The 15,756-nt window shown below is 56.9% G+C and carries 19 protein-coding genes; 2 read left to right on the top strand and 17 right to left on the bottom strand.

The genetic code is table 11. The features are described from left to right. Nucleotides 1–330 precede the first annotated feature (330 nt). Both JCM15831_RS11910 and JCM15831_RS11915 read left to right on the top strand, forming a co-directional pair. A complete protein-coding gene (locus JCM15831_RS11910; RefSeq protein ID WP_156938862.1) occupies nucleotides 331–1,230 on the top strand; it encodes a MotE family protein in 900 nt (299 codons plus the stop codon). Nucleotides 1,231–1,377: 147 nt separating this feature from the next. Further along, nucleotides 1,378–1,740: a flagellar biosynthesis regulator FlaF gene (locus JCM15831_RS11915; RefSeq protein ID WP_025824439.1), complete on the top strand. Its 363-nt coding sequence runs from the start codon at nucleotides 1,378–1,380 to the stop codon at nucleotides 1,738–1,740. A 147-nt stretch (nucleotides 1,741–1,887) separates the two neighbouring features. Here JCM15831_RS11915 and JCM15831_RS11920 read toward each other — a convergent pair whose 3' ends face one another. The 17 genes from JCM15831_RS11920 to fliF all read right to left on the bottom strand — a co-directional run bounded on the left by JCM15831_RS11920 (nucleotide 1,888) and on the right by fliF (nucleotide 15,674). Further along, on the bottom strand, nucleotides 1,888–2,232 hold the full coding sequence (locus JCM15831_RS11920) for a hypothetical protein (protein ID WP_025824440.1): 345 nt from the start codon (nucleotides 2,230–2,232) through the stop codon (nucleotides 1,888–1,890). A 45-nt stretch (nucleotides 2,233–2,277) separates the two neighbouring features. Beyond that, nucleotides 2,278–2,838, bottom strand: a complete 561-nt coding sequence (locus tag JCM15831_RS18730; RefSeq protein ID WP_084490682.1) for a chemotaxis protein CheD — start codon at nucleotides 2,836–2,838, stop codon at nucleotides 2,278–2,280. Continuing rightward, a complete protein-coding gene (locus JCM15831_RS11930) occupies nucleotides 2,838–3,227 on the bottom strand; it encodes a response regulator (protein ID WP_025824442.1) in 390 nt (129 codons plus the stop codon). The genes JCM15831_RS18730 and JCM15831_RS11930 overlap by 1 nt, the downstream gene beginning before the upstream one ends. A gap of 78 nt (nucleotides 3,228–3,305) precedes the next feature. After that, a complete protein-coding gene (locus tag JCM15831_RS11935) occupies nucleotides 3,306–4,349 on the bottom strand; it encodes a protein-glutamate methylesterase/protein-glutamine glutaminase (protein WP_025824443.1) in 1,044 nt (347 codons plus the stop codon). A 3-nt stretch (nucleotides 4,350–4,352) separates the two neighbouring features. Next, on the bottom strand, nucleotides 4,353–5,192 hold the full coding sequence (locus tag JCM15831_RS11940; protein ID WP_025824444.1) for a CheR family methyltransferase: 840 nt from the start codon (nucleotides 5,190–5,192) through the stop codon (nucleotides 4,353–4,355). Next, entirely contained in the window at nucleotides 5,189–5,659 is a 471-nt protein-coding gene (locus tag JCM15831_RS11945) for a chemotaxis protein CheW (protein ID WP_025824445.1), read from the bottom strand. The genes JCM15831_RS11940 and JCM15831_RS11945 overlap by 4 nt, the downstream gene beginning before the upstream one ends. Nucleotides 5,660–5,698: 39 nt before the next feature. Beyond that, nucleotides 5,699–5,947: a chemotaxis protein CheW gene (locus JCM15831_RS22905; protein WP_232228171.1), complete on the bottom strand. Its 249-nt coding sequence runs from the start codon at nucleotides 5,945–5,947 to the stop codon at nucleotides 5,699–5,701. Next, nucleotides 5,902–6,123 (bottom strand): hypothetical protein, encoded by a 222-nt coding sequence (locus JCM15831_RS22910; protein ID WP_232228172.1) that lies wholly within the window; start codon nucleotides 6,121–6,123, stop codon nucleotides 5,902–5,904. The genes JCM15831_RS22905 and JCM15831_RS22910 overlap by 46 nt, the downstream gene beginning before the upstream one ends. A gap of 47 nt (nucleotides 6,124–6,170) precedes the next feature. Next, on the bottom strand, nucleotides 6,171–7,970 hold the full coding sequence (locus JCM15831_RS18735) for a chemotaxis protein CheA (protein WP_232228173.1): 1,800 nt from the start codon (nucleotides 7,968–7,970) through the stop codon (nucleotides 6,171–6,173). Between the two features lie 28 nt (nucleotides 7,971–7,998). Next, entirely contained in the window at nucleotides 7,999–8,382 is a 384-nt protein-coding gene (locus JCM15831_RS11955) for a response regulator (RefSeq protein WP_025824446.1), read from the bottom strand. Between the two features lies 1 nt (nucleotide 8,383). Further along, nucleotides 8,384–8,668: an STAS domain-containing protein gene (locus JCM15831_RS18740; RefSeq protein ID WP_025824447.1), complete on the bottom strand. Its 285-nt coding sequence runs from the start codon at nucleotides 8,666–8,668 to the stop codon at nucleotides 8,384–8,386. Continuing rightward, nucleotides 8,668–10,155 (bottom strand): methyl-accepting chemotaxis protein, encoded by a 1,488-nt coding sequence (locus tag JCM15831_RS11965; RefSeq protein WP_198024319.1) that lies wholly within the window; start codon nucleotides 10,153–10,155, stop codon nucleotides 8,668–8,670. Before JCM15831_RS11965 ends, JCM15831_RS18740 begins: the two co-directional genes overlap by 1 nt. 403 nt (nucleotides 10,156–10,558) lie before the next feature. Continuing rightward, the gene (gene fliP / locus JCM15831_RS11970) at nucleotides 10,559–11,296 is read right to left on the bottom strand and encodes a flagellar type III secretion system pore protein FliP (RefSeq protein ID WP_051528497.1); all 738 of its coding nucleotides are present in this window, start codon (nucleotides 11,294–11,296) and stop codon (nucleotides 10,559–10,561) included. A 480-nt stretch (nucleotides 11,297–11,776) separates the two neighbouring features. Continuing rightward, on the bottom strand, nucleotides 11,777–12,139 hold the full coding sequence (fliN, locus tag JCM15831_RS11975; RefSeq protein ID WP_025824450.1) for a flagellar motor switch protein FliN: 363 nt from the start codon (nucleotides 12,137–12,139) through the stop codon (nucleotides 11,777–11,779). A 3-nt stretch (nucleotides 12,140–12,142) separates the two neighbouring features. Next, nucleotides 12,143–12,967 (bottom strand): FliH/SctL family protein, encoded by an 825-nt coding sequence (locus JCM15831_RS11980; protein WP_025824451.1) that lies wholly within the window; start codon nucleotides 12,965–12,967, stop codon nucleotides 12,143–12,145. Next, nucleotides 12,964–14,016 (bottom strand): flagellar motor switch protein FliG, encoded by a 1,053-nt coding sequence (gene fliG, locus JCM15831_RS11985; RefSeq protein WP_025824452.1) that lies wholly within the window; start codon nucleotides 14,014–14,016, stop codon nucleotides 12,964–12,966. Before fliG ends, JCM15831_RS11980 begins: the two co-directional genes overlap by 4 nt. Then, a complete protein-coding gene (gene fliF, locus JCM15831_RS11990) occupies nucleotides 14,013–15,674 on the bottom strand; it encodes a flagellar basal-body MS-ring/collar protein FliF (protein WP_025824453.1) in 1,662 nt (553 codons plus the stop codon). The genes fliG and fliF overlap by 4 nt, the downstream gene beginning before the upstream one ends. Nucleotides 15,675–15,756: the final 82 nt, after the last annotated feature.

Genomic DNA, 15,756 nt, shown 5'->3' on the forward strand with positions numbered 1-15,756 from the left:
TTCTCGGTAAAAAGCGGTTATGCGCTTTTTCGTCGCGGAGAGTTTCCCCAGGGGTAGCCACGAGGAATTGCACCGCCCGGATCATGCATAGCTAAGAGGGGGGGGCGAGTGACGGAACCAACCCGCTGATCGAAAATCTGCTTGCTAAATTCTCACGGCATAACTATTACGTGAGGGTGATCTTATCGATATATTAAGAAACTATTACTAATTTAATTCAGTCATGTCAGTTGAGAGCATGACTTGCAGAAAATTTGATGAAGATAAGGTCTCTAACTAAATATTCGAATTAATATGCGTTTTACTCAGTATGAATTAGGTTGAATGGCAATGCCGCGACTTTCCCTTGGACGATTGCTTAATATTTCGACCATCCTCATGACGCTCTCTCTGGCAATGAATGTCCATGCATTGGCGAAACACATTGGTCAGGACGATCGGAGTGGCTCGATGAATGGTCGCGGCGATTCAGTCCCGCCTGGCGACAATGGTCAGCCTGACCAGAGTAAACCTTCAGCGGAAGGTCGCATGACGCGGCAAGAGGTTGCCAAGAAGCAGGGCTGGCAGCCGGTGCCTGGCCTGAGCGACGCTGCACAGTCGGTGGGTGCGACAACGCCGGTCGAAGCGGCATTCCTTAAAAATGACGGCCGCTCCTCGCCATGTGGTGTCGGTCCATGTTCAGTGGATGGAAGCTCCGCATTGGGAGCTTCCTCTTCTACCGAGCAGGCTCAGTCCGAAATTGTCAAAAATATTCTGGCGAAACAGGGCTCGATCGACGACGAGGAAAAAAAGCTTGAGGAACAAAAGCGCGTTCTGGACTCTGCGAGAATCGTTCTCGAAGAGCGTATGAAAGCGATTGATAACTCTATGGCTGAGCTAGCCGACAAGCAGGCCCGTCATCGCGAAACGATGGCTGCTGAAACGACTCGACTTGTGAAGATTTACGAGGAGATGCCCCCGCGTGAGGCAGCCGCCGTCTTCAACATCATGGATATTCATGTGCTGGTGTCGATTGCCAATAACATGAATCCAAGAAAAATCTCGGCAGTCATGGGCTACATGTTCCCCGAGCGGGTTAATACGGTGTCTCAGTATCTGGCAGGTGTTCGTAATTTCCATTCGTCGTCACCCCGCTCAGCGGATGGTACAAATGGACGTGGCCCCTCTGCCGGCGTTCTGTCATGGCTTCCGCGTTCGGATTCAGACCGTGGTCCTTCTCTCAGAGACTGAAGCGTCTGTGGAGCGGCGTCGCTTAGCGACGGTACGGGATTTGTGATCGGGCGTAATTTACCTCCCCCAGGCGGTCTGGGTTAGCTTCTGGCGGATCAAGGCGCATATGCGCTGGAAGCGCCGTGTTTGAAATGGTGTAAACAAGAAATGCATCCAGCCCTGAAGGCCTATCAGGCAGTCTCTGACACCTCCCTATCGGGCCGCGAAGCCGAGGCAGCGTGCTTCATCATGATGATTGATGAGCTGAACAGTGCTGAAAGCAATGGTGGCGAGGTTTTGCGGTTGAGGGCGTTGGACCGACACCAGAAACTCTGGTCACTGATCATGAAGGCTAACATCCTTGATGGTGGAAAAAACGGGTCTGACGACCGCGCGCTCATCGTTAATCTGGCCGATCAGGCTCAACGTTACGGAATACGAGCCATCCTTGATCCGTCCCTGACCCTGCTACCGCTTGTCGATATTTGTCAGGATGTTCTGGATGGATTGCTGGAAGAAGCAACGAGCTGACAGCTCACGCTGTCTCTGGACTATGGATATTTATGGATCGTACGAGAAAGGGGCGATGACCTTATCAGGTCATCGCCCCTTTCTCGTATCTGGCGGTTAGCGAAAAAAGCGAAGTTTTGGATCCGATGCTAACGGCTTTGGGTCGGTCTAGAAGAAATCCATTTCGCCGGCGGCTTCGTGGCTCTGGGTCTCTCGGCCGAGGAAGACGCTTCGAACGTTACCGAGGCGAACACCCTGAAGGACCGCATCAAGAGAGATCTCCGCCTTTTCGTCCCAAAGAGGTACGGTCAGGATATTCTGCAGTATTGTTGTGATGGCATCAACGAACTGGGTTGCGTGGTCCAGCTTCTGCAGGTTTTCGATTTCGTCCTCATGGAACGCGTTGCCAATCGCCGAACGCTCAATGGCTGCCTGAACAGAAAGCAGATCTCCGTAAGTGGCGGTGAGCTGCTGAACGATATTTGAGAGTACTTCGCGAGGCTGGGTGTTCAACAGCTTAGCTCCTGTAAAAGATGCGGGGTGCGCTTTAGTATGAAATCAGAAAAGCTCGACGCTCGAAGCTTCTGTGCGCTTCCACTTGTTTTCGAAGTCCGCTTCTTTTTTGTTGTACATCTGCTCTTGAATCCCGATAGCGCGGCTATCTTCGACGAGATTTTGTTGTGCTCTGCCGGTTGTGGGCCAGAATCGGATGCGTCTGGCCTGCGTTCCGCCAAGGCTGTGAGCGACGCAGGTGATACGCTCGTCGGCCAGATAGCGTGTCGCAAAGGCCGAGTTTTCCTGTCCGATATGGCCGAGTGACGGGATAATCGCTGCGCCGCCAAATGCCTTGCAAAGCAGACGATCGCGCCGGCCACCCGAGCTCAGGATTCCGTTGATGAGCTTTTCCATGGCGTTAACTCCGAAACGCAGCGCGGTATTGTTGTCGCAGCCCTCTCCGTTGGGGAGAAGGAAGTGATTCATGCCGCCAATACCTGCGACCGAATCATACATGCAGACAGAGATGCATGATCCGAGAAGCGTGGAGAGGACGACATCAGCTTTGCTCAAGATGACGACATCGCCCTGAATAACGGTATGTGTCTGCGTAGGAGTTTGCATCAGGTTATTGGTCCGAAGACCTTCTCCAGCACTTCGCGTAGCTTGGCGACAGTGTATGGTTTGGCCAAAAAGTTATTGACGCCCGCCTTGATTGCTTCCTGGACGAGATCGCGACTGGCTTCACTGGTCAGGATAACAAAAGCGGTTTTCTGAGTTTTCGGATTTTCTCTCACGGCCCGCAGCAAGGCGAGGCCATCCATGACGGGCATATTGAAATCGGAAATCACGAGATGGGTCGGATTCTGACCCAGATATTCAAGAGCCTCCTTGCCGTCCTTGCGCTGGGCGACCTGGGTGAAGCCCAACTGAGCCATGTTATTGGCGAGAACCTGGCGGATGGAGGCCTGATCATCGACGATCAGGGCTCGGATTTGAGAGGCTGCGGGCATTTCCTGTCCTTACGTCTTCGTGATGATCCAGCTTATCACGAAATCTACTGCTAATTGACTGCTATCGAGTGTGGCGTTTTATCGAGTGCGCGCATTCATTGCTGCGGCGCTGATCTGGGTGAGGGCGACAACCTGTGACGCGGCGCCGAGTTCGGCAGCAACTCTGGGCATGCCGTAGACAACGCACGAGGCCTTGTCCTGGGCGATGGTCCAGGCCCCGGACTTCTTGAGCGCGAGAAGACCCTCAGCCCCATCCTGACCCATGCCAGTCAGGATGATGCCCAGCGACCTCGGGCCGACCTGTTCCGCGACGCTGTCAAAAAGCATATCCACCGAAGGGACATGACCATTGAGAGGCGGCCCCGGCAAAAGACGCGTTGTCAGGCCCTGATCGCCGCGGGTCACGGTCAGATGCCGTGTGCCGCCGGGAGCAATACGGACCGTGCCCGGTTTGAGCACCTCGCGATCCTGCGCCTCTGCGATCGAGAGCGAGGCAAGTTTTTTGTCCAGCCTGTTTGCGAAGCTTGCCGTAAAGAACGCAGGCATATGCTGGCAGATGACAATCGGTGGGCTGTTAGCGGGAAAACCGCTCAGCACTTCCTCGATGGCTTCCACGCCACCGGTGGAAGAACCGATTGCAATAAGATCATGGGACTGAGCCCAGTTCTTGCGTTCCGAAGGCGCGAGCGTCTCCGGTGCCGATGTGACGCCTCTGACAACGGGCTTTGAGCGAGCGGCCTGACGCACGATCCCTGCAAGGCCCGCATAGGCATTGGTGCCAGGGACGGTCGCGGTTGCTTTCGGGTAGCAGTCGAACGCGCCCATTTGGAGAGCCGTTAGCGCAATCTCGGCGTTACGTTCCGTCAGGCTCGAGACCATCACTACCGGAATCGGGCGTAGACGCATGATCTTCTCGAGAAACTGGAGCCCGTTGATGTTGGGCATCTCGATATCCAGCGTAATGACGTCAGGCTGGTCCTGAATGATCATATCGCGTGCTTCGATCGGGTTCGCGGCTTCTCCCGTGATGACCAGATCCGGATGACTCTGAAAAGCGTGACGGATCATGGCGCGCACCGTCCGCGAATCATCGACGATAAGCACTTTAACAGGTGAGGCCATGGCTCAGCCCTCCTTCTGGTAAATCGTAGGAGCGATATTGATCAACTTGCATTGCTTTGCATTGGCGACCCGCTCTGAATGGCCCACGTAAAGGAAGCCGCCCGGCTCAAGTCGTTCCGCAAGCCGCTGCCAAAGAGCTTCTCGTGTCTCATCGTCGAAATAAATCACCACATTCCGGCAGAAAATGATCGAGAACGTCCCGCGGAAAGGCCACCCGGCGTTCAGGTTCATAACGCGGAAGGTCGGCAGACGTCTCAGAGCTTCCGAAAATCTGTATCCGCCATCGTGCTCCTTCAGAAAAAGCGAACGCTCTCTCTCAGGAATGCCTTCCAGCTCGTCGGCAGCATAGGTCGCACTCTCCGCACGGGCGACAACGTCGCTGTTGATATCCGTCGCGAGGACCCGGAAATCATAGGACCCGATTTCAGGAAAACTGGTGGCGACACTCATCGCCAGGCTCCAGGGTTCCTGCCCTGTGGAACACGCGGCAGACCACATTCTGACCCGCTTGCCCTTGCGCAGCGCAGCGGACAGATCAGGCATCATCTCGGCTTTGAGGTGATCGAAGTGGTTTTTTTCCCGAAAGAAGCCGGTCACGTTCGTGGTGAGCGCGCAGATGAGCTTCTCAAGTTCGGCCGCCCCCGATGAGCCCGTCGCAAAATCAAGGTAGTCCTTGAATCTGCTGAGCTGCATCTCCCGCACTCGACGCGATACGCGGGAATAGACCAGCGCTTTCTTCGTGTCGGGCAGACATATCCCGGCTTGCGCTCTGGCGATCGCCTGCAATCTCTGAAAATCAGAGTCGGTATACTCGGGAGCCGAGAGGGTGATGCTGTTTGTCATTCTTTGGTCGTGTCGCCGACGAGGTGTTTCAGAACGGTGTCGAGCTTCAGAATGCCGATCATCCGGTTATCGACGAGAACGAGCCCGTGCAGGCAAGCCCCTTCGTCCGAAGTCGGCTGAACGTCGCCGGTGTTGACATCGGCAAGATCGATCACGCGATCGACGAGCAGGCCGTACACGACGCCGTCCCGGGATTCCACGATGATCACGACGCGTCGCGAGTTTTCCAGCTCGGCCGTGATGTTGAGATAGGCAGCCAGGTCGATGACCGTCAGGATGATGCCGCGCAGGTTGATCGCGCCGCAGACATAGGCTGGCGCGAACGGAAGCGTGGTCGTTTTCTCGAAACCACGGATTTCGCGAACGCTAAGAATGGGAATGCAGTATTCCTGCGCGCCGACAGCGAAAACGATCATCTTGATCGTGGCTGTTTCCGCAGTCTCTCTGGTCGTCAGCTGGTCGGTCATCTTCGTTTCCTGGTTGGTGCTGAGCATGTTCATGGCGGCTTAACTCACGAGCTCGGAGAGGCCGAGCGCTGCTTTGTTTTCGGTCTGGCTAAGGGCTGCAGCAATAAGCGCCGAGACATCCAGAATGAGGGCGACGCTACCATCGCCAAGGATCGTCGCGGCGGAGACGCCGAAGATGTGCCGGTAGTTCTTCTCCATGCTTTTGATCACAACCTGTGTCTGTCCGAGGATCTCATCGACGATCAGAGCGGCACGACTACCGGACTCGTTTTCGACAACGAGAACCACAGCGCCTTCGAGCGATCCTTCGGGCGGGGCGGGACGAGCTTCAGCGTCGACGCGAGAGGGAGGAGCGGGATGCACTCTCCGCGCTTGGAGATGATATTGGTGCCATCCGGCAGCGCGTAGACATCGCCATCGCTTACGATGATCGCTTCCGACACTGCCGAAATTGGGATGACCATCGTTGTCTCTTCGGCAGAAATCAGCATCCCGTCCAGAATGGCGAGGGTCAGTGGCAGGCTGAGGCTGAAAGTGCTGCCCCGGCCAGGCACACTGCTGATGACGATACGACCGCCCAGCTCATGATCGCCTGCTTGACGACGTCCATGCCGACGCCACGCCCGGACAGATCGGAGACTTCCGATGCAGTCGAGAACCCTGCGGTGAAGATGAGATTGTTGATTTCATCTTCACTCAGGACAGCGTCGGGGGCGATGATGCCGCGTTTGACTGCCGTTTCGAAGACACGCTTGTGGTTGACGCCTGCGCCATCGTCCTTGATCGTAATGAGGATGCGCCCTGACCGATGTTCGGCAGACAGGGTGATGCAGCCCTCGGCGGGCTTTCCTGCGGCGAGGCGTGCCTCTGTTTTCTCAATCCCATGATCGACCGCATTACGGAGCATGTGGGTAAGGGGCGCGGCCAGTTTCTCGATCAGGGTACGATCGACTTCCGTATCCTCGCCTTCCAGCACCAGCGTGACGGCCTTCTGGGTCATCGAGCTGGCTTCGCGCACGACGCGTTGCATGCGTTGGAAAACGCTTCGGACAGGCTGGGCTCTGACCGACATCACCGCATCCTGAATATCGCGGGTCAGCGTCTGCATGCCTTCGATGCTCTGCATCAGGTCGTGATGACCCGAAACGCCTGTCTTCTGGCACAGAGACTGCACGGCGGCCTGGGCAATCACGAGTTCGCCGACGAGATCCATCAGATCGTCAACGCGAGAAAGGTCGACGCGGATGGATGCCGCTTCGGCCTTCCGCGCAACTGTCGCTCCGGTGAGAACTGTTGGCTCATCTTCCTTGAAGGCAGAGGTCGGTACGCCGAGCTCTTCCAGAGCTCTTTCGGTCGAAGCGCGTACATCGGCTGCCAGTGACGTTGCCCGCGAGGCGATTTCTCTCGCCTGATTAGAGGCAATCGCCTGTCCTGCGTGCACGTCCTCAATTGAAGAGGGAGTAGAAGCGGTGTCGGCAGAGACCGCTTCTGCTGCATCACTCGATGGCGGTGTTTCGCTGGCGTCAGACTGAGTGATGGTGAAGTCGCAGCTATCGACGACCCAATCGAAGGCTTCTCTGATTTCTGCTTCACCAACGCTTTCGGGAAGGGTGACACGCCAGCTCAGATAGGACGTTTCAGGAGCGAGTTCTTCCAGTGCAGGAAGCTTCTCGGTGACGCACTCGATCTGAGCTGTCTCTCCCTTTTCCTGAGCCAGTGTCGAGAGGGCGACAAGGATATTCCGGGCGTCGTCGCCGCAGCCATACATCGCGTCATGAGGATGGAACGTGACGATTTGCGTTTTTGCGGTCGTTGCTTCGATCGGGTCGCCGAAGTCGAAGGCGACCGGTTCGAACTCGAAGGGTACCGGGCAAAACTGATCTGCCACAGTGTCGACGGTTGCGTGATCCTGATCGCCAGCAGAGTCGGCGGAGATCTCTCCATTCACGACCTTCAGTTCGTGCAGTGCCTCGTTGACGCGCTGCGCGTCGACAGTCTCTCCGCCCCGAGCTTCCACGACGAGATCGCTGAGGACGTCCATGCTTTTAAGGAACGCAGCAATGACCTCGCGGGTCGGGCTGATCCGGTCGGAACGAACACCATCAAGCGAATTCTCATAGACGTGAGAAAAACGCACAAGATTCTGCAATCCGAAAGACGCAGCGCCACCCTTGATGGAGTGCACGGCGCGGAAGACAGCGTTCACGGTATCCGGCTCCGCGCGATCAGCCGCAATTGCGGAAAGGCCCGCCTCGAGCTCTTGCAGCTGCTCGTCGCATTCCTGGAAGAAGATCTCCAGGATTTCGTCCATCTCTGAGCTCATTGTAACCCTGCTTCTCTTATTGGGTGACGCGCCGGATGGCGGAAACCAGGCTTTCGGAATTGAAAGGCTTGATGATCCATCCGGTAGCGCCAGCTGCACGGGCGCGTGCTTTCTTTTCCTGATCGCTCTCTGTCGTCAGCACGATGACAGGCAGGTGCCGGAAACGGTCCATCTTGCGGACGGCTTCGATCACGCCAAACCCGTCGAGCCGTGGCATGTTGATGTCCGTGATGATGACATTCGGAGCGGGATCCGCCGCCTCGAGAACGCTGAGTCCCTCGACGCCATCATTTCCCTGTATAACATCGTAACCCGCCCCTTCGAGCGCCGTACGAAGCATGCTCTGCATCGTACGGGAATCGTCGATCGTAAGGACGCGCAAAGTCTGGGTATCCGTCATGTCATGGGCTCGCTGGTGTTGAAGCAGTTTCCTGCAAAAGAGAGGAGGCACCGAAAAGCGCGAGCGCCTCGGACAATTTCTCGGAGGGGTCGACGATCGGACGCGCACTGGCGAGGATCACCTGCAGGCAAAGCCCACCGAGATAAGTGACGTCAGACCCGACCAGAGCCGAGCCCGGTGAGGCAGCAATGCTGTCCTTGAGGGCCGGAGCGCCGGCAGAGTCCAGCCTGGCAGGCAGTATGACCGGAGGGGGTGCACTGACCGAGTTGGGAAGCACGTTTTCCATTAGAAATCCTCCCAGCCCTGGTCAGATGACGTGACCTGCAAGGCTGGCTTTGGAGCGCTCTTGATTGCAGGCGCAGAAGGCTTTGGTGGTGCTGCGCGCGGGGGAGCGACGGGCTTTGCAACAGGTTTGGCAACGGGTCTCGGGCTGGGCGCTGGCGCCTTGCGCTCGAGAGGCTTTGCTTCCTGACGCTTTCCAACGTTGAACTGACCCAGGGTCTGGGAAAGATTGCGGGTCTCGCTGGTCAGGTTGTGGCTGGCAGCTGTCGCCTCTTCCACCATCGCGGCATTCTGCTGCGTGACCTGATCCATGTCGTTGATCGAATGCGTAATTTCGGTGAGCTGGAGCGCCTGTTCGCGCGTCGTCGCTGTGAGGTTTTCGATGCGACCGGCAATACCTGCGATGCTTTCGGAGAAATCTCCGAGGTACTGGCTCGTCCGGGAGACCAGGCCGACGCCCTTGCTCACCTGCTCGGCAGAGACGGCGATCAGGCGCTTGATCTCATTGGCGGATTTGGCAGATTTTTCGGCGAGCGAGCGCACTTCCTGTGCGACGACAGCAAAGCCTCGTCCGGCATCGCCTGCGCGAGCGGCTTCGACACCAGCATTGAGGGCAAGAACGTTTGTCTGGAAGGTGATGCCATCGATCACCGAGATGATTTCGCCGATGGCGCTCGACGATTTCTGAATGCCGCCCATAGCGGCATTGGCTTCGTCCATGACTTCGGTCGCGAGTTTGACCTGCTCCAGCGTCTTCTTCGCTTCAACACTGGACTGGGAGCAGACATCGGCCGTCATCTGCACACCGGTGCTGATTGTTCTGACCGAGTTCGCGGCCTTGCCGAGATTTTCCGCCTGAATTTCGGTGCGGCGCGCCAGGTCGTCTGAGGCCATTGAAATTTCGCTGGCACCCGTCGTGATGAACTCTGAGCTCTTGGCCAAGGTGGCGAGTACGTTTTTCCAGAACTCGGCAGCGCCATTGCACTTGTCACGCAGCGAGGCATATTCGCCGTCAGCCAGATGGTTTGGAATCCGATGGCTCAGGTCGCCCGAGCCGGCGACGGTCAGGGCCTCTTCCACTGCGGTAAGAACAGTGCTCATTTCCTTGATGCGCGCGCTGCTGCTGACTTTGAGCGCCTCCAGTTCGCGGGCGAGCGCATCTCTCTGCGCGCTTCCTTCGTTCTGGCTCTGTCCTGACGTTTGCAGGCGCGAAATGAGGGCGGTGAGTTGACCGCTTTCGTCGCGATTGTCTGAAGAAGACAGACGGCTGCGTGCATCGCTCAGGGAAGGGGAGCTGCCTGAAGAAACCAGCGCTTCGATCGGCTCCGCGATGGCCTGAACAAGCACGGCGCGCACGGCGACGCTGACCAGAAGAGCGAGCAGCGTGAGCACGAAGAGCGTGTAGAAACCGGTCGATGTGATCAGGTCTCCGTAGAGGAAACCTGCTTCGCACAGAAGCTGCGCGATCAGGAATAGTTGGACGAACAACACGCTCGTTCCGATCTTTGATCGAAACGAAGCTTCTCGATATAGCCAGGTTTTCATCGTGTTCTACTTCGCATTATCAATTAAATACTGGTAAATCCAGAAGCCGTATTGCCAATGGTTTTTCTGTTAAGGTGAAAACGTAAGATCTGATTGCCCTGAAATCAAAATGGGCTTGCAATGCTGAAGGTCACACGAAGCAATTAAAAACAAGTTAAGCAGAACGCTGTTGCGAGCGCGTCATGAAAAAGACCCGAAACTGCCCGAGATAATGCATTAGGGAGCTCCTTGTTTCAGATGTTTATACTGAGGCATTTAGAGGAAAAAACCTCTGGATCGTTAGTGAGGACGTCGCGCGGGCCTGGATGCGACAGGTCCAGTCTCATGGATTTGGCCGCGAAAGAAGAGCTTACGATCCGAAGCTGCGCACTAAACCGCCTGCGACCATCTGCCATCCGTCGATCATCACAAAAAAGATGAGTTTGAAGGGGAGGGAGATCGTGGCGGGAGGGAGCATCATCATGCCTAGGCTCATCAGAACACTTGCGGTCACGATGTCGATAATCAGAAACGGCAGATACAGAAGGAAGCCCATCTCGAATCCACGGCTGAGCTCTCCAACCATGAAGGCAGGCATGAGGACGCGCCAGGGTGTCTCCGCAGCATTGGCAGGCGGGGTCATATTCGCGAGGTGATAGAACGTCCCCACATCGTTCGGTCGTGCATGCGCAAGCATGAAACCCCGGAAAGGCTCAGCAGCTGCTTTCATACCATCGATTTCAGAGACGGAGCCGCTGATCATGGGCGCTATGCCCCGATTCCAGGACTGCTCGAAGGTCGGTTGCATGACGAAAAACGTCAGAAAGAGGGAGAGCCCGATGATGACGGTGTTTGGAGGCGAGCCCTGAGCACCGATGGCGCCTCGCAACAGGGAGAGAACGATAACGATTCGCGTGAACGCGGTCACCATAACCAGCAAGCTGGGTGCAAGCGAGAGCAGGGTGATGAGTGCGGTCAGCTGAATCAGCCGGCTGGTAGTTCCCGCGCTGCTACCGTCATGCCCGAGATCCAGCGAAAGCGACTGTGCTTGTGCGATGTTCGGCAGTGTCACGGCAGCGATGGTCACTATGATCGGCAGCGCGCGCACAAGGAATTCGGTCAGACCTGATTTCCTGCCGGGAACAGCCGGGTGCGAAGCCACATGGCCTGTCGGAACGGTCGAGGCGCTGTGATGATCCTGATAGAGATGCGTCACCGTTCGGGCTCCTGATTGGTCGAGAAGGGCGCCACTGCTGACTGCGTCGCATCTGGCTGGTTTTCGGATCAACCCAGCCCATGAAGATATCTGTCGCGCCTCCGGTCAGCATCAGGCCCGTCCGCTCTCCGCACCGAAAAAGGGTCAGACGCCGCTTTGGGTCCAAAACCAGGGTTTCTTCTAGGCTCAGCTGAGAGGTTTTCCCTCTTCGAGAGAGCCTGGGCTGAAGATAGGCAATCGCAGACCGTAGAAGAAAGATAAGCGCGATCACGAGAACGAAGGAGCTGGCATAGGCACCCCATGACTGAAAGGTCATGCGGTCAGGTACAAATGCGACATGTGCCGGTTTCCGTTAACGCGCTGTGGTCGATATTATTTATGGGCGGCGCTGGATGACGAGGAGAGGATCTCGGTCATCGTCACGCCGATATTGTTATCGTCTACGACCACAAGCTCACCGCGTGCGATCAACCTGTTATTGGCGTAGATATCGACGGCTTCACCGAGCTTCTTGTTGAGTTCGACGACGGCGCCGCGGCCCAGACGCAGCAACTGGCTGACAGGCATCGACGTCGTGCCGATCACCGCTGTGATCTTGACGGGAATATCGTAGACCGCCTCTGATCGGTTTCCGGAAGCGTCTTCCTTGTTCGGCGCATCTTGAGGTGCGTCTGATGTTTCGAAGGAGTCTGAAGTAAAGTCTTCGAGTCCGACCATTTCGCTCTCATTATTCATGGGTCAATGCCTGTCCGTGGTCCTGGAGGTGTCGATATCCCGGTCAGTCGAAGCGCTGACAGAGGTGATGATCCGGTTGATCGCGTTTTGCCGCCACTCATTCGGATCGATAAGAATCGTGCGTGCTCCAGACTCGATTCTGATAGTGGATGCGTCGCCCTCCGCACAAGCGTCAAAGCGGATATTCGTTCTTTCCCCGAGAAGCGCTTGAAGGCCCTCCGTGTTCTCAGGGCTGGTTTTGATGCTGACGTCGCCCTCGCATGCCGCCACCAGATCAGCAGCATCCTGTAGCAGGTCACGTTTCAGACCTTGAAGAGTTTCCCCGGGAAGGCGCGTCAGCGCGACGATGAGATCGAGTACGGTCTGCACCATGGTCTCGCCTGCGCCTTGCGCGGCCTTCATACGACGCGCGCTCTCTGCGTCAAAGGCATCGCTGATCTTGCTGATGAGGGTTGCGAACTCTGCTTCGAGAGCCTTGGTAGCAGATGCACGCCCTTCCTCTCGCCCGCCCTCGAACGCGGTCCGGCAGAGGGCGTCGAGGTCGCCTAGTGTCAACGAGAGCAGCGGTGCGACATCGGCGGTCGTGGGCTCGTCCTGAACGACTTCCGGAACCTCGGCAACTGGCGCCGCCTTCGGGGGAGCGATTCTGAAATCCTCGAGATGCCGGGCAAGGACACGTGCACGTTTCGTCTCGGTCTCGGCGTGGTCGGCAGAGATGCTCTGAGATCTCTCTCCGGCCGAACCAGATCCGCCATGACGCCCGGATTGCAGCAAATCACGTTGTGTTTGCGCTGCCTGTTGTCGAAAAGGAACGAAGCCGGCGCTCATGAAATGAATTCTTCGCCTCCCGAGGCATCGTTCATATCGATCTCGCCGGAGTTCACCAGGTTCTTGATCGTCATGACGATTTCAGCCTGAGCTACTTCGACATCTCTCACGCGCACAGGGCCGAGAGAGGCGATTTCCTCGAGCAGAATGTTGCCGGCACGTTTGGACATGCATTGCAGGAAGAGCTTTCTTTCGCTGTCCGAGGCCCCCTTGAGCGCGACGGGAAGCTTCTCACGGTCAATCTCGTTGACAACCCGCATGAGAGATTCCTGAGAGAGGCGGCTGATATCCTCGAAGGTGAACATGAGGGCCTTGACCTTCTCCATGTCCTCGGAGCTCTGCATCTCCATGAGTTCAGTGAAGCGAGACTCGGTTTTGCGGTCGAAGTTATTGAAGACTTCAGCAAGCAACTCGTAGCTGTCGCGCTTCGAAGAGCGCCCCAGAGAGGAAATGAATTCCGATCGCAGTGTCGCTTCGACGCTCTCAATCACCTCGCGCTGCACTGTTTCCATGTGAAGAATGCGCATCATGACGTCTGTCGCGTAATCTTCCGGAAGCAGTGCGAGAACGCGTGCAGCATGGGCGGGCTGCAGGCGGCTGACAATGACGGCTGCTGTCTGAGGATATTCGCTGCGCAGGTAGTTTGCGAGGATGGTCTCCTGCACGTTGCCGAGCTTGTCCCACATGTTGCGACCAGCCGGACCACGGATTTCGTCCATGATCTTTTCGACCTGGTCGGCCCCAAGTGTCTTGCGCAGGAATGCCTCGGTCGTTTCGAATGTCCCGACGAGACCGTCCGCTGTTTCAAAGTTCTCGATGAATTCACGGCAGACCGCTTCAACCATTTCGGCCTTGATGACGCCGAGCCCGGCCATCGCAATCGAGATGTCCCGAATTTCGTCTTCATGAAGCGATTGCATCATGTTCACGCTGCGCTCGCGACCGATAGTCATGAACAGAACAGCAGCTTTCTGCTTGCCGGTAAGCTGGACGCCACTTTCGCTGCGGCCTTCTTCGGTGCGCCCCGCAATTTTTTCAGCTTCGCTCATGATGCGGCTCCTTGCTTGGGTTCCGGCGCTTCAAGCCAGCTGCGGATGACATTCAGGCTGCTCTCGGGATTCTGGTCGATACGATCGGCCACTTTAGCGATGATACCGGCCCTTGCTTTGCCCTCCACGCCGTCGAGTGCCACTGTCTCACTTCCATCATGCAGCGTGAGGCTGTTCGACTGGCCGCCTTCGAGGCTGTTCTGACCAGCGCCATTGGACCCGAGAGCAGAGTTCTGGAAGGCTTCAAGCGCTGTAGCCCCAGCCCCTGCGAGGGCAGGAAGACCACCGCGACCGCGGCGCAGCAGGGGACGCAGGGCAAAGAACCCGGCTCCGAGCGCGAGCAGGATCGGCACGATCCATTCGGCGAGATAAAGCAGGTTTTCCTTCGAGAAGAAGCCCGGCGCCGCTGGGATCGGTTCGACACCGCCATCAGGCATGAAGCGCATCGAAACGACTTCAACCTGATCACCGCGAGCCTTGTCATAGCCTACTGCTGTTTTGACGAGCGTCGTTATGCGGTCGATCTCGGGCTGCTCGAGGGGTTTCCAAGTCGCATTGCCCTTCTTGTCCTGAACGTAGGAGCCATCAACCATCACGGCGACGCTGATACGAGCAACGCGCGGGTGAATCTGCGACGTGACCTTAACCCGCTTGCCGATTTCGTAGTTGTTTGTCTCCTCGTCGCGTGTGTCGCTCGATCCAGTCTTGTTGCCCTGACCGGCATTGGCGTTCGGTAGATTGTTCGACACAGAGGTGTTCGGCGACGACTCAGTATTGACGCTCTTGTCCGAGCTGGTCTGCTGTGAACGCAAGACCTGCTGGTTCGGATCGAAGCTTTCTTCCGTCTCGTGAACCTCGTCATTATTGATGACGACAGCAGCGCGCGCGCGGATATGAGCAGTCCCGAGCGTCGGGATCAGCATTTCCTCTACAGCCTGCGAAAGACGTGTTTCTTCCGAATGACGGAATTTCTCGAACACGGCTTCCTGACCGTCTTCACTATTAGGCTCGCCTGGCTTGGCCAGAACATCGCCCCGGGTGTCGACGATGGAGATCGATTGAGGTCTCAAGCCCGGCACAGCGGCTGCGACAAGGTTCTGGATTGCCTGGATGCCGTCGGGAGCAATACGTCCTGCGCGACCGATATCGATCACGACACTCGCCTGAGAGGGGTTGGTCTGAACCGAGAAAAGGTCTCTGTGCGGCAATACGAGGTGAACGCGCACGTTGCGCACGCCCTGAAGAAGCCTGATCGAGCGTTCGAGTTCGCCCTCCAGCGCTCGTGTCTCGTTGATGTTCTGCTCGAACTGGGTGCTCGTCAGTGTGGCGCTTTTGTCGAAGAGCTCGTAACCAACGCTTCCGCCATTCGGCAGGCCGTCTTGCGCCAGAAGAAGACGTGCCTTCGCAACCTGGTCCGGTGCAACGTAAAGGCTGCCACCATCCGGCGATGTGGACGAGTTGATATGCGCCTTGTTCAGGTCTTCAACCATGCGGCCTGCCTCGTTGAGATCGAGGTTGCCGTAGAGGAGGGCTGTTGGCTGCTGCGCCTTGCCAAGGACAAGATAGCCGAGCAGGCCGAAAAGCAGGGCTCCGGCGAAGCCGAGGGCGGCGAGACGCGTGCGTCCCAATCCCTTGAGTGATGCCAACAGGTTTTGCATGGAGTTCAGTGTATCAGGCCGGGTTGAGGTTGCGAATGGCGGTCATGGAAATGCTCCCGTGGCAATCATCTGGAAGGAATGT

The sequence above is a fragment of the Asaia astilbis JCM 15831 genome, from assembly GCF_000613845.1.
Lineage (GTDB): Bacteria > Pseudomonadota > Alphaproteobacteria > Acetobacterales > Acetobacteraceae > Asaia > Asaia astilbis.